Origin of the sequence: Guptibacillus hwajinpoensis (assembly GCF_020524165.1) — a bacterium.
GTDB classification, from domain to species: Bacteria; Bacillota; Bacilli; order Bacillales; family Guptibacillaceae; genus Guptibacillus; species Guptibacillus hwajinpoensis_D.
In genome coordinates, this window is record NZ_JAIVKU010000007.1 from 39,544 (window position 1) to 53,357 (window position 13,814).

The 13,814-nt window shown below is 39.1% G+C and carries 16 protein-coding genes; 7 read left to right on the top strand and 9 right to left on the bottom strand.

The features are described from left to right. Positions 1-52: 52 nt before the first annotated feature. Entirely contained in the window at positions 53-442 is a 390-nt protein-coding gene (locus LC090_RS19475) for an OsmC family protein (protein WP_226659965.1), read from the bottom strand. 142 nt (positions 443-584) lie between these two features. Here LC090_RS19475 and LC090_RS19480 point away from each other — a divergent pair, with 142 nt between their 5' ends. Both LC090_RS19480 and LC090_RS19485 read left to right on the top strand, forming a co-directional pair. Next, a complete protein-coding gene (locus tag LC090_RS19480) occupies positions 585-1,754 on the top strand; it encodes an MFS transporter (protein ID WP_226659763.1) in 1,170 nt (389 codons plus the stop codon). A gap of 141 nt (positions 1,755-1,895) precedes the next feature. After that, on the top strand, positions 1,896-2,354 hold the full coding sequence (locus LC090_RS19485) for a TlpA disulfide reductase family protein (protein WP_224598958.1): 459 nt from the start codon (positions 1,896-1,898) through the stop codon (positions 2,352-2,354). Positions 2,355-2,386: 32 nt separating this feature from the next. Here the strand turns inward: LC090_RS19485 and LC090_RS19490 are convergent, their stop codons facing one another. Further along, the gene (locus tag LC090_RS19490; RefSeq protein WP_226659764.1) at positions 2,387-2,848 is read right to left on the bottom strand and encodes a VanZ family protein; all 462 of its coding nucleotides are present in this window, start codon (positions 2,846-2,848) and stop codon (positions 2,387-2,389) included. Between the two features lie 100 nt (positions 2,849-2,948). Between LC090_RS19490 and LC090_RS19495 the strand changes: the two genes are divergently transcribed. Next, a complete protein-coding gene (locus LC090_RS19495; RefSeq protein WP_226659766.1) occupies positions 2,949-4,121 on the top strand; it encodes a class I SAM-dependent methyltransferase in 1,173 nt (390 codons plus the stop codon). Positions 4,122-4,155: 34 nt separating this feature from the next. Here LC090_RS19495 and LC090_RS19500 read toward each other — a convergent pair whose 3' ends face one another. After that, entirely contained in the window at positions 4,156-4,953 is a 798-nt protein-coding gene (locus LC090_RS19500; RefSeq protein ID WP_226659768.1) for a VLRF1 family aeRF1-type release factor, read from the bottom strand. 310 nt (positions 4,954-5,263) lie between these two features. Between LC090_RS19500 and LC090_RS19505 the strand changes: the two genes are divergently transcribed. Beyond that, positions 5,264-7,177, top strand: a complete 1,914-nt coding sequence (locus tag LC090_RS19505; protein ID WP_226659770.1) for a heavy metal translocating P-type ATPase — start codon at positions 5,264-5,266, stop codon at positions 7,175-7,177. 23 nt (positions 7,178-7,200) lie between these two features. On the opposite strand, the gene LC090_RS19510 is transcribed toward LC090_RS19505, so the two are convergent. The 6 genes from LC090_RS19510 to LC090_RS19535 form a co-directional block, all read right to left on the bottom strand. Continuing rightward, positions 7,201-8,025, bottom strand: coding sequence for a YihY/virulence factor BrkB family protein (locus tag LC090_RS19510; RefSeq protein WP_226659772.1), 825 nt, complete (start codon positions 8,023-8,025; stop codon positions 7,201-7,203). A 22-nt stretch (positions 8,026-8,047) separates the two neighbouring features. Next, positions 8,048-8,449, bottom strand: coding sequence for a YtxH domain-containing protein (locus tag LC090_RS19515; protein WP_226659773.1), 402 nt, complete (start codon positions 8,447-8,449; stop codon positions 8,048-8,050). 69 nt (positions 8,450-8,518) lie between these two features. After that, positions 8,519-9,382: a fructosamine kinase family protein gene (locus LC090_RS19520; RefSeq protein WP_226659774.1), complete on the bottom strand. Its 864-nt coding sequence runs from the start codon at positions 9,380-9,382 to the stop codon at positions 8,519-8,521. Next, positions 9,379-9,849 carry a low molecular weight protein-tyrosine-phosphatase gene (locus tag LC090_RS19525; RefSeq protein WP_226659776.1) on the bottom strand — a complete coding sequence of 157 codons (471 nt, stop codon included), beginning with the start codon at positions 9,847-9,849 and terminating at the stop codon, positions 9,379-9,381. Before LC090_RS19525 ends, LC090_RS19520 begins: the two co-directional genes overlap by 4 nt. A gap of 2 nt (positions 9,850-9,851) precedes the next feature. Continuing rightward, positions 9,852-10,253, bottom strand: coding sequence for a secondary thiamine-phosphate synthase enzyme YjbQ (locus LC090_RS19530; protein ID WP_226659778.1), 402 nt, complete (start codon positions 10,251-10,253; stop codon positions 9,852-9,854). Between the two features lie 110 nt (positions 10,254-10,363). Then, positions 10,364-11,578 carry an EAL domain-containing protein gene (locus LC090_RS19535; RefSeq protein WP_226659779.1) on the bottom strand — a complete coding sequence of 405 codons (1,215 nt, stop codon included), beginning with the start codon at positions 11,576-11,578 and terminating at the stop codon, positions 10,364-10,366. A gap of 145 nt (positions 11,579-11,723) precedes the next feature. Here LC090_RS19535 and LC090_RS19540 point away from each other — a divergent pair, with 145 nt between their 5' ends. The 3 genes from LC090_RS19540 (at position 11,724) to LC090_RS19550 (ending at position 13,790) form a co-directional block, all read left to right on the top strand. Further along, positions 11,724-12,626 carry a PAS domain-containing protein gene (locus LC090_RS19540; protein WP_226659781.1) on the top strand — a complete coding sequence of 301 codons (903 nt, stop codon included), beginning with the start codon at positions 11,724-11,726 and terminating at the stop codon, positions 12,624-12,626. Positions 12,627-12,727: 101 nt separating this feature from the next. Next, complete coding sequence (locus LC090_RS19545; protein ID WP_226659783.1) at positions 12,728-13,492, top strand: TIGR02206 family membrane protein; 765 nt, start codon at positions 12,728-12,730, stop codon at positions 13,490-13,492. Positions 13,493-13,517: 25 nt separating this feature from the next. Continuing rightward, on the top strand, positions 13,518-13,790 hold the full coding sequence (locus tag LC090_RS19550; protein ID WP_226659784.1) for an acylphosphatase: 273 nt from the start codon (positions 13,518-13,520) through the stop codon (positions 13,788-13,790). The last annotated feature ends 24 nt before the right edge of the window (positions 13,791-13,814 follow it).

Genomic DNA, 13,814 nt, shown 5'->3' on the forward strand with positions numbered 1-13,814 from the left:
ATATACAAAAAAAACGAAAGAAGGGATACGGCCGTATCCCTTCTTTCGTTTTTTATTGGGCTACAATATCAAAGGATTCTTCTAAGTCTATGCTGCCAATAACGGATTGGGCCATAGAACAGTGTTTCTTGGTTAATTCAAGCGCTCTTTCTACTTTCTGTTCATCTAGGTCACCGAATAACGTAAAGTGGAGGTGAATTTTTTCTACACGATTGGCTTCTTCTTGATTACGTGTCACATCGGCTTTTATTTTAATATCGTCATATTTCATTCGCTTTTTATCAAGAATCTGTCGAAGCACACCACCACTACAAACTGCTACAGACGAAACAAGCAGCTGGTAAGGGCGAAAGCCGAACTGTTCATCTCCAGATATGTGAAGTGTTCCATATTCAAAATCAGCAGTAAAACCTGTTTCTTCTTTTTTCATGTTAAATTCCAACATGCTCACTCCTCGTAAGTAGACGTTGCTCTTATTTTAAATCAGGAAGGAGAAAATTGCGAACGGTAGCCCTTTTCTTCCCATTCTATTATAATGGCACTGATAAGAATTCCCTTTTTTGGCCAGATGGAGTGTGAACAATTTGTTTGAATCAAAACGCTATCGTTTCCTTGTTCTTATTTCGATTGTCTTTATTTCAGGCTATTCTCAAGGAATGTTACTCCCATTATTATCCATACTTTTAGAGAAAGCAGGGGTTTCGTCAAGTATGAATGGATTAAATGCTTCTGCTCTCTATATTGGTATATTGTTTGCCTCTCCATTTATCGAGAAGCCCGTTCGAAAATACGGATACAAACCGGCCATTGCCGTCGGACTTTTCCTCGTAATGGTTTCCATTACGTTGATTCCAATCTGGCAGGCATTCTGGTTCTGGTTTATCTTAAGGGTAATTGTAGGAATTGGGGATAACCTTCTTCATTTTGCAACTCAGCTCTGGATTACAACAACAACGCCTAAAGAAAAGCGGGGACGGAACATTGCCATTTATGGATCTGCTTTTGGACTTGGCTTTGCCGCTGGACCACTCTCCACAATTCTTGTTGAGTATTCCTTGTTTCTTCCGTTCTTACTAGCTTCCGGAATCGCTTGTGTTACCTGGCTGTTGCTCTCAAAAATTAAAAATGAGTTTCCGGATCCCTTAGCGCATGGTTCTGAGCGGGTGCTCTCAAAATATGCTCACGTTTTAAAAATCGGTTGGGTCGCCCTTTTACCTTCTTTTGGTTACGGCTTCCTCGAAGCATCTCTTCATGGGAATTTTCCTGTTTATGCGCTTCGAGCAGGTCTAGACGTCAAAGCAGTTTCGATTCTGCTTCCTGCGTTTGTCGTAGGCAGTCTTATTTTTCAAATGCCACTTGGAATCATGAGTGATAAGTTTGGACGTAAAAACATCCTACTTATTAGTATTTTGATTGGATCGGTTTGTTTTTCAGGTGCCATCTTTACCACTTCCATCCCGTTACTTTTTACTCTATTTTTCCTAGCAGGTATGATGGTTGGATCGCTTTTTTCCTTAAGTATCACCTACTTAGCAGACCTCCTCCCAAATAGCCTTCTACCGACAGGAAACATTCTAGCTGGCATTTTCTTTGGAATTGGCAGTATACTCGGTCCCTATCTTGGCGGCGTCTTTATTGATTGGTTTGCGAAAGGAAGTATTTTTTATGCGATTAGCGGTATGTTGCTAACCTTATTCATAGCAACCGCTGTTCATAAAAATCCTGAACCAATTAGAGAATATTCTACTTCATGAGTAAAGAAACGTTTTATAGCCATTTTAATACTATATAGAATGAACCCTTTTCATTGACTTATGATGGATATGTACTATAATAATAACTGTGATTATCTGATAATGATTATAATTAATTCCGATTAAAGGAGTCGATACTAAATGAAACTACGTGAAGAAATGCCCGAATTAGAAGGCGCGAAAGAATGGTTTAACGGAGAAGTTAAGAAAAGTGATCTTGTTGGCAATAAACCACTTACTCTTATTCATTTCTGGTCAATTAGCTGTGGCTTATGTAAAGAAGCCATGCCAATGGTAAATGAATTTAGGGACGAGTATAGTGAGGACATGAACGTCGTTGCTGTTCACATGCCGCGTTCTGAAAAGGATCTAGATCTTGATGAAATCAAAAAGGTTGCAGATGAGCATGATATTAGCCAACCAATCTTCGTCGATAGCGATCACAAACTAACAGATGCGTTTGATAATCAGTATGTTCCTGCCTACTACGTATTTGATTCAGAAGGTAAGCTACGCCATTTCCAGGCAGGTGGAGAAGGACGTAAAATGCTTACGAAACGCATTACAAAACTTCTTGATAAAGCAAAAAAAGAAGATTAAAGTAAGATAGAGGCAGCTTTTCGCTGCCTCTTTTATTTTCTCTTTTTTATTTTTTGGTAAGTGACGAGGACGATTCGAAATGCGCCATAGCCTACCATTGCTCCAAGGGCATTTAATAGAATATCATCTATATCAAAAATGCGGTGAGCGACAAAGTACTGAAGTAATTCAATCACAGTACTTGTCGAAAAACCAATAAGTCCAATGATAAGTACTGATCTACCCTTTCTACTCACACATGGCATCAAAAACCCAAGTGGCATAAACAATAAAATATTTCCAATAATATTCTTTAAGATTAGCCAATAACTCCCGCTTTCCCACATGAGCTTAATACTATCAAATAGGACAAGGTTAACCGACTTCCCATACGGATAGTAATTGTAAATAAACAATGTCGCATAAAAAAGCGCAAGTAAGTAGACACCTAACGCGAAGGATCCACCTCTCCTCACCCACTTTTGCGTTGACACACCTTCATTCTGAGTCTGCATAATCTCTGTCTCTCCCTATTCTTCAGATGCCTTATGGGCTGTCTATATGCTATAGTATTCTATACAAAATATGATCATGTAACAAAATTGAGGTGAAAGAATGTCAAGCTCCAAAGAAAATGTCTTATTGCAACTTTCTTCAGACCTGAACAACTATAACATTCCTTATTTTTATATAAATGAAACAGCTCTTTGGCTTCAAGGTGCAGTAGAAGCACCTCATTGTATAGCCGTTTCGGTTCAATGGGACGCATTTGAGTCCGTCATTCATGAATTCAATCAAACATACGAAACGGCAATCCCAGAACACAATTCCGAAATGTCTTATGCTGTCTATTCTATTGCTGATACATCCGTTCGTATAGAATGTACATATAATACAGTCATTCGAACAAACCCTTATTTAGTCAACGTTGCTCTAAGAGAACAGAAAGTTCCTTGCCTTTCTCTATACTACTATCAACAAATTCCAGAATGGCGAGCGACTATTGACGATCATCTTTATAACGTTCAGCAAAGGGTAACAGAGCAAAATAAAAAATCATGGAATCAACAAACCTATGAGGCTTTATTAAATCGATTCGGTACTCCAGAAGAAGCAGCAACAAAGCTTATAGACAATCCTTCTTCGCGGATTAAATCATTGTTGCCATATCTCCCTTCCTTGCATGGAAAGAAAGTAGCCAACCTCATGGGTTCACATGGTATGAAAGCAACAGCAATGAGTCTTCTGGGTGCCAATGTAACAGTGATTGATTTTTCGTATGAAAATGAACGGTACGCTAAGGAAATAGCCAGCCATTGTGGCATTGATCTCACCTATATTGTAGCGGATATCTTAAAGATGGATCATGATCACGATGGAGAATTTGATGTCATCGTAATGGAGCTAGGAATATTACATTATTTCCTTGATCTTCACCCATTGTTTAGAGTAGTATCTCGCCTCCTAAAAAACGGCGGCACCTTTGTACTTCAGGACTTTCATCCGATTTCTACAAAGCTTATTACATCTAAAGGAAAGAAGCACAAAGTAGATGGTAATTATTTTGATCCTACCATTCACAAAACTGTGGTTGCTTTTGAAAAGCACCTCACGAATGATAAGGAAGACAGCGTGGTTCTGCAGCGAAAGTGGACACTTGGGGAGATTTTAACAAGTATAGCTGATGAGGAGCTCATTATTAAACAAGTAACCGAGGAACCAAATATCAAACTTCATGATCGAGGCATTCCGAAAGTCTTTACTGTCAAAGCAACCAAAACAAGCTGAATAAACAAAAGCACCCAAATGGGTGCTTTTATGGTTAAGATACAAGCGACTCAATGACTTCGTCGTCTCGTTTATCGGCATAATTTTTTCCGACGACGATTGACTGCTTGTTCATTAGTTCATTTAACTCATTAGCCTCTTCTTTTTCACCAGCTACATAAATTTTTTCCCACTGGCGATTTTTTGCTTTTTTATCAAGCTTTGCCGCCATTGATTTATACCAGCGTTCACGATTTGCTTTTATCCGATCTTCATAAAGCTCCCGCTGTGCAGTACTCCCATTTCCAGAAATATTCTCATTTCCCGTTGTTCCCTCATAAATTCTCCAGTTGTCTTCATCTGGATCCCAGGCGTACTCTTCACTTTTTGTTAAGAAACCAAGCTCTGTTTCTAGAATACGTACATAATCATGGTGAACGAGAATAATTCCTGTGTTCGGATAGTCACTTTTTAGCTTTTCTAATGCTTCAAGCTGTGGCTCTTCTTCCCAGTATAAATTCGTTTCAACTGGTACCTGCGTACGCTCCACAAGCCATATTTGATCATCGGAAGAAGCAATAATGATAAGTCCACGTTTCAAATCATTCTCAATGCGATCAAGTTCTTCTTGAATTTTCCCTTTTACTTTCTCATATTTTTCTAGCTCTTCTTTATTATCGCTTTGTTTTAAGTAATCTTCAAAGTTTCGAAAGCCATTTTTTAACTGGATTTTCCATTCGCCGTTTTGTCGGTCGGCATCACGACGGTCCGTATTTAAATACAAAGTCAACACTTTATCTGGCTTTTGAACATGGGCATGTTTTAAATTTTCTAGCTTTTCTTTTAATAACATGGGTATCCTCCTCGTCATTTTTTTATGATTTCTTTGTTACCATTTCAATTCCCTCACTTTTCCCATTTTCAAACGTAAAATCAATCTGCCTATTTGTGAGTTTTAATATAGTCAAAAAGCGAAGTATATGATAGAATAAAATCATTAAAACATAATAATTATTCTAATCTGTTGAAATTCATTCTCAATAACCATTTTAAATGACTTATTTGCAGGCATTTATATTGCTGTGACCTTACCATTGGTCACAGCATTACACGTTTATAAGGGGAATGATGATGACTATTATTCTCAATTAGCAAAAGGAGGAATGATAATGGAACAAGTAAATTTACGTTCAGATACCTATCCCTCACATACTTCTTTTTTGTGGAATGCGATAAAAAAACACGGTGAGCTTGGAGCTGCCTTGTTAAGTGGAATCATGATTGCATTTACTTGGATCACAGAAGGCACCTATTCTCCTACTATTGAAGCAATGCTTTATATCACAGCATTTGTTATTGGTGGCTTCGCCAAAGCGAAAGAGGGAATCGAGGACTCTATTGCTGAAAAAGATGTGAATGTTGAGCTTCTTATGATTATTGCAGCTATTGGGGCAGGAAGTATAGGGTACTGGACAGAGGGTGCTATTCTAATCTTTATTTTCGCACTCAGCGGAGCGCTCGAAACATACACACTCAATAAAAGTGAACATGAGCTTCAGTCTCTTATGGAAATACAGCCAGAAACGGCAACGATACTTTCTAACGGAGAGGAACACATCGTCAGAGCATCATCGCTTTCAATTGATGATGTTATCTTAATTAAGCCAGGAGAGAGAGTACCTGCTGATGGCGTCATTATTAAAGGTCAAACCTCTCTTGATCAATCGGCTATTACAGGCGAGTCGATTCCTGTTATTAAACGAATTGACGAAGAGGTATTTGCTGGAACGTTAAATATATCGGGACATTTAACGATTAAGATGACCAAACGTAGCGAAGACACCGTTTTTCAAAAAATCATTGCACTTGTTCAAGAAGCACAAGAACAAAAGGCACCATCACAGCTTTTTATTGAAAAGTTAGAAGGTTGGTACGTTAAGATTGTTTTAGCAGTTGGCGCACTTCTGATGGTCCTTCCTCACTTTATATTCAGCTGGACATGGGATGAAACGATTTATCGCGCCATGGTCTTTCTCGTTGTAGCTTCTCCATGTGCTTTAGTTGCTTCGATTATGCCAGCCACACTCTCTGCTATTTCCGCTGGGGCACGAAACGGTATTCTCTTTAAGGGTGGCGTGCATCTTGAACAGCTTGGTTCAATGAAAGCAGTCGCGCTTGATAAGACAGGAACACTAACAGAGGGTTCTCCCGTTGTAACTGATGTTGATATTCGTTCAGATATTAGTGAAAAGACGTTTATGAACATCGTCGCGTCAATCGAACGACAATCAACACATCCACTTGCGAAAGCCATTGTTGATCACGCTGACGACGTGACTTTTCTAGAACCGGAAGATATGATGGACCATTCTGGCTGGGGTGTAGAAGCTACAATTGATGGAGTTAAATGGAAAGTGGGTAAATTAGCGTTCTTTTCTGAAGAGGATGGGTTTGATTTATTCCAAGAAAACTATCGTCAACTGCAATTAAGTGGAAAAACCATCGTACTTGCTGCAGACAACCACGGAATTGCTGGAATGATTGCTCTAAAAGATAAAGTTCGAAGTGAATCAGCAATGATGGTGAAAGCACTGAAAAAGCGAGGAATTGAACCAATTATGTTGACTGGAGACAGTGAACAGACGGCAAGAGCCATTGCTGAAGAAGTTGGTATCCGTACTTATTACGCCAATTGTCTTCCAGAAGATAAAGTAACCCGAATGAAAGAATTAAAAAAGAAATATCAAACGGTTGGCATGATTGGAGATGGCATCAACGATGCACCAGCACTTGCCGTTTCTGATGTTGGAATTGCAATGGGTCAAGGCACCGATGTCGCACTTGAAACAGCAGATGTCGTTCTTATGAAGAATGATTTAGGCAAACTGACAAGAGCTGTAACGCTTTCAAATCGGTTAAACAAAATCGTAAAGCAAAATGTTATATTCTCTATTTCCGTTATTCTTATTCTGATTGCTTCAAACTTTTTTCAGTTCTTAACTCTTCCTTTAGGGGTTCTTGGCCATGAAGGAAGTACGATCTTAGTCATACTAAACGGACTGCGTTTATTAAAATAAAAAAAGCCCGATAGCTGCCGTCGCTATTGGGCTTTTTTTCTAAAATAATTTGAAGTAGCATTTACTTCACCACCAATAATAATGACAAGACCAGTAAGGTAAAACCAGAGCATTAGTGCGATTACGCCTCCTAGGCTTCCATACGTTGCTGAGTAGTTACTAAAATTATTGATATAATAGGAAAAAGCTAGGGAAACAAGCTGCCATAATACGGAAGCAAAAATGGACCCAACGAGCACGTCTTTATAATTTAATCGTTTATTTGGGGCGTAGTAATAAATAAACATAAACACCACAATCATAATGGAAAGACTTAAAATCCAACGAATGATCCCAAACATGAAGCTTAGCGACTCAGGCAATTCAAAGAATGTAACGAAAAAGCGCCACAGCGTTTCACCGAAGACTGGTAAAACTAATGCAACGACAATAACAAAAATCATCGCTAATGACAAAAGAACGGATAACCCTCTTGCCAGTAAAAAATGCCGGCTTTCTTGCACGTTATAAGCACGGTTAAGGGATTTGATAATAGCATTAATCGCATTGGAAGCAGACCAAATTGTCGCAATAACCCCGAATGATAGGAGTCCTTTACGCGCACCATCTTCCAGAATAATATTTTCTTGTATTGTGACAAATGATTCTGACGGAGCATATTGCGCGATTAACTCAAGAATTTGGTCCTGCGAGAAATCAAAATGAGTCAGGAGGGTAATCGCGAATATAAGAAAAGGAAACAGCGATAACAAGAAATAATAAGCAAGTTGTGCTGATAAATCAGTCACCTGATGTTCTTTTATTCTTGAAAAAAGCTGCTTTGAAAATTGCCCTAGCGATGCGTCCACTCTTTACCCTCCTGCGGCTCGATTAATGTGTCATTGTATCGCCGTTGTTACTAGTTAGCTCTTCACCAGCTTCAACTACTCTCGAGCCTATTTCTTTAAGATCATGTTGCGTTTCTTTCACAAGATTAAATGCTTCCACTGAACTTTCTTTCAGTCCGTTAAACTTCTCTGACAAAGTTGAAATATCATCCTGTACTTCCTTCATAAGCTCGCTAGCATCATCCACGGTTTGCTTCCATTTATCCGTATAGTAAGAAGGATTATTTTTTACATCTCGTAAAATACTCCCTGCTTTTTTTGACCCATTCTGAATGGATTCCCTTGTTCCTCGATCTAGAAGTGAAATAAGGGCACCTGCCAGTCCACCAATAAGGACTGCCTTAAACAGTTTATTTTGACTACCGCCTGAATATGTCTGACTCATTTTAATTCCTCCTCGTTAGATTAAGATGACATTTATTTCCCTTAATCGATCACTCCGAAACCAACGCAGCTAAAACGTATACTTTTGCAGTATGCGATCCACTGCGCTTCCATAGCTTTCCCCAAATAAGATCAGATGAACAAGTAAATAATATAATTGATAGATGGGAATTCGATCCGTGAACTCCTTCTCTAACGGTAAGTCAGCTTGATATTGCTCATAGAATTCCTTCGAGTACCCGCCAAACAGATATGTAAAAGCAATATCGATCTCTCGATCTCCATAATAAACGGCCGGATCGATGAGATAAGGGTCTCCTTTATCGCTCATGAGCCAATTACCTCCCCAAAGATCACCATGCAAGAGGGAAAAATCAGGATTATGCCCAATGATTGTATCAAGACGTTCTCGCAGAACGGTTAAGCGATGGTCACGTTCGACAGAAAGTTTTCTTTTAGTTCGAGCCAGCTCCTGCAATGTTCCAAGTCGCTGATCTCTAAAAAAAGACACCCAGTCAGTCGATGGATCATTCTTTTGATTTAATTCGCCAATATAATTATCTTGTTCTAAACCGGCAGACTGAACTTTTTTCCGATGCATCCCAGCAACTAAGCTACCGAGTGCTCGATCCCCCTCCTTACTTGAGGGTATAGATCGAATCCAATCCATGAGGAAGACCATTCCATTTTCCCCTTTTGGAAGCAGCAAGAGTGGTTTAGGAACTGATATTTCATGACTTGAAAGCAGTTCCAAACCTTCTTTCTCAGCACGGAAAAAATCTTCTGGTGCTGATGGATTACTTTTAGCAAAGTACTCTCGCTCTTTTGTTTGAACATAGAAAGCTTCATTTATTGATCCACCTGATACGCGTTCTACCTTCACGATCGTGGTGAAGTCACCGCTTTTTTTAATTGCTTCCTCGATGTTTTTCATATACCTTCTTCATTTCTTATATGTTCTAATAACTTTTCACAACCAACGTCTACCATTTCATAAACTTCTTTAAAGTTACCATCAAAATAAGGATCTGGAACGTCTTCTATTTCACTTTCACTCACATAATCCATTAACCTAGACAGTGAGGTGGTCGGTTTGACTCCTGCCATTTCGTGAAGTTCTCCAAGATTACCAGCGTCCATCGCCACGACATAATGATAGTGCATCAGATCAGATTCCTTTACTTGCCGGGCTTTCATACCTTCTGTTGAGATATTTTGTTTCGAAAGAATGTCCGCTGTACCTTCGTGTGGAGGCTCACCAACGTGCCAGTCGCCCGTACCTGCTGAGTCAATTTCAATTTGATTAGCTAATCCAGCTTTCGCTACTTTCGACCGGAGAACAGCTTCTGCCATAGGTGAACGGCAAATGTTCCCCAGACATACGAATAGAACTCGGATCATGATTATCCCTCCATCGTTTTAATGTAAACAGTACGGTTCCGTGGACCATCAAATTCACAGAAATAAATTCCCTGCCAAGTGCCAAGAATCAAATCTCCTTCTTCAATGATGAGCATTTGGGAAGCTCCAACTGTACTTGTCTTCAGGTGAGAAGCAGAATTCCCTTCAGCGTGGCGGTACTTAGGATGCTCCCATGGATAGACTTCATCCAACCTCATTAGCATATCGTGTTTTACATCAGGATCCGCATTTTCATTGATGGTAATCCCAGCAGTTGTATGAGCAGAATAAACCATCACACCCCCCTGCTTGATGTTCGCTTCGTGAATGGCGCTTCTTATCTCCCTCGTAATATCAATCATTTCATCTCGCTGACTTGTTTTCACAGAAATTCGTTTAAGCATAGTATCCCTCCTCGTATCACTCTTTTACTTCTACCCTTCATCGCGCCATTTCATTCGATTCTTAACCTGATTAACCACGTGGAACATCAATTCCTAAAGGAAGCCCCGGTTTAATAATCATCTCTTTCGTAGAGATAAAGATAAGGAATGTCGAGAAATAAGTAATAAGATTCATTTATAGGATAAGAATACGTACGTATGAGTTCATTTGTTTCGATATCGCTATAGAGATCAGAAAGGATTCCTACCTGTTCATGTTTCATCCTTACAATGTTTTCAAGAAAATACGGACGCCAACTCCAATTATCCCCTTCATACTCAGGTTGAACCTCCCAATTCCCATCGCCATTTCGATAATAGTTCGCTGAAACTTGATGACCATCTTCATCGCAAATATATCCTCTAAAACACGCATTTCCAAGAGAATGAGCGGCTTCGGCCACAATCGTATTCCAATCATTTTGCTTATATCGCTTGATTTGTTGCTGTAAATGACGGTTGAAATTTTGCGAAAGTTCGTAAAGTGAAAGAAGACGCTTTCTTTCATGAGCAATAAAATGTTGAAATTCTTTTGTTAGAAGTTCTCTGTAGTGATTCACATCAAGAAATTCTGCCGTAGGCTTACCAAGATAGTAGCCCTGGTAATACCTTCCTCCATTCTCCCAGGCATATTTTAATTGGCCAATTCCTTCAATTCCTTCAAACAATAAAGTGGAGCCTATCTTTCTTCCTAGCATTGACAAAGCATAGAGAACTTCACGATACTCAGGAGGCATTCCTTTATCTTTTAAGTTGACTAATCCTACCTTGATAATGTTCGGGTTCAGAAGTGCGATTTTTTCAATATTGCTCATTGAGTTCCCGGCATGACTGACGGCAACCTGAACGCCGATGCTTTTGTAGTAGGTAAGAATATGCTGCAACTTCTGTAGCTCATCATCTCCAATATCATAATCCGAGACTTCAATCACAATTTGGTCATACGCAATGCCTTTATTAAAATATTCTTCCAGAGAATGCGTCAACGTTTCACCATGGTCAAACAGTAAGTGTCTAGCGCTAGCATTAAAAAACAGGCACTGACTCGTCCCGCGCTCTAAAAAAATATCAATGGCACAATCCCGAATATGTGAATCGATTTCCAATATGTACTCTTCAGGTATTGATTGATCGCGGAAGAAAAAGCCGAGGCTCTTTATTCCTTCTTCAGTTTTAATTCTCCCAAGAACTTCATATCCAATAATTTGCTGCTTATCAGCGCTAACAATCGGCTGGAAGTAAGGGATGATCTCTTCTTTTTTTCCCATTACATCAAGTGCATCCATAACTAGCCCCTCCCATTCGATCACAATAAATGATTTTATTATACCATGTATTTTAGACTCCCCTTCATCCCGAAAGCTCTTTTGTTCATTTTTCAGAAAAATCTTCTAATCACTCTCATCATAAAAGTGATGAATAGGTTTTTTATTGGATTTTCTACAAGAGCGTTTTATACTAGAAGTACCATTCAATGTAAAAGGTGATGATGAAATTGAGGAAGACGATGTTATGGAGCTGTTTTTCATGAAAGTGAACAAAGAACAATTTAAGCGGATGAAAAAAAATGAATTTGTGAGAACGGCAATCGAATACGTGGATACTGGAGTTGTCATCACAGATCCGGAGCTTCCAGACAATCCAATTGTGTATGCGAATGAAGGCTTTGAGAAGTTAACTGGGTATTCACCGGAAGATATACTTGGTTTTAATTGCCGGTTTTTGCAGGGAGAAGATACTAACCAAGAGACAATCGCTGAGTTACGAGAGGCGATTAATAAAAAGAACAAAGTTAAAATTGAAATTAAAAACTATAAAAAAAACGGCCAATATTTTTGGAACGAACTTCAAATCTATCCTGTGCACATTGAGAGTGAGAATCAAACATACTTTGTCGGCGTGCAACAGGATATAACAAAAAGAAAAGAAGCGGAAGAACGGTCGGATCACTATCTCGATGAAGTCAAACGATTATCCACTCCGATTGTACCGATTGATCGAAATATTTCCATTGTCCCGCTCGTCGGACAAATTGATGAAGAACGAATTGAGCTCCTGTTGCATCATGTAAGTTCTCATATTCAAAAAAGTGGAGATGAGTTCCTTATCCTCGATCTATCCGGGGTTAGTCATTTCACTTCAGAACTTCATAAAGGAGTATACCAGCTACATCAACTCATTAAATTAATGGGTGCTGAATTGCGCATAACAGGCGTACGTCCTGATTTTGTACTAGAAGGGATTCAAGCGGATTTTTCTTTATCATCTGTAAAAAGCTTCCCATCTGTTAAACATGCCTTAAGAAACATAGATGATTCAAGTTCGATCGACTGAGAATATCTATGATTAATAAGCTTTCGATACTAATTTCGAAAGCTTATTTTATTATGAAGTCCAACGCTAAATGTTCCTATTTCTAAAAAGAGGTGTTGTCATTGGATAGATATTTTTCATGGTTTACCGAGAGTTCATTTACTCTTTTTTCTTATTCACATCTTATGGCACTCTCCCTAGTGGGAATTTGTATAATTGGAATGTTTCTTTCTCGAAAAATCCTAAGAAACAAACTTCCCAACTTCGTTATTCGACTAATGATTGCTTGTCTCTTACTTCTATCAGAGATAAGTTTTCATGCCTGGTTTGCCTACTACAAGGAGTGGAGCATCACAACCACTTTGCCACTACAGCTTAGTAGTATATCCCTTTTTCTAGCGATTGCACTCGTTCTAACAAAGAATAAAACGCTACTTCCGATCACTTATTTTGCTGGTTCCGCTAGTGCCTTACTTGCTATGATTACTCCGGATCTAGGTCCATATGATTTTCCGCATTTTCGATTTTTTCATTTTTTTGTGGCGCATGGCGGAATTGTTCTTGCTACCTGGTTTATGATCACCGTCGAAAAAGTTTTTCCCTCTTATCGTTCATTATGGATATCGTTTGCAGGATTAAACATTTACGTTCTTTTGCTATTCCCGCTTAACCTTACACTCGGCTCAAACTATATGTTCTTAATGAAAGAACCAGCTAGTCAAACGCTCATCTCTTATCTTGGTCCCTGGCCATTCTACTTACTTTCACTTGAAGTGATTACAATTGTTGTTTTTCACCTTCTCTACCTCCCTTTCCATTTTCTACTCCGACGTTTTCACCATTCCCCTCCGTTTAATAACAGAGAAATTAGGAAAAGAACGTTATAAGACTCTACGGAAAGGATGACTTATAATGAAACGATATCAGTTTATTGTGAAAGGAAGAGTGCAGGGTGTTGGATTTCGAGCTTTCACACAGCAAAAAGCAGCTCAGCTCGGGCTAACGGGGTACGTGATGAACCAGATGGATAACTCTGTGGAAATTGAGGCGCAAGGAGAGGAAAACACACTTACAAAGTTCCAATCTGCCTTACAAAAAGGTAGCCCCTTTTCAACTGTTGATGAAGTTCTGGCGCAAGAGAAACAAGTTCATGATCACGAGCGATCCTTTTCCATTCGATATTAATAGGCATTCTAACCTCTTTCCACT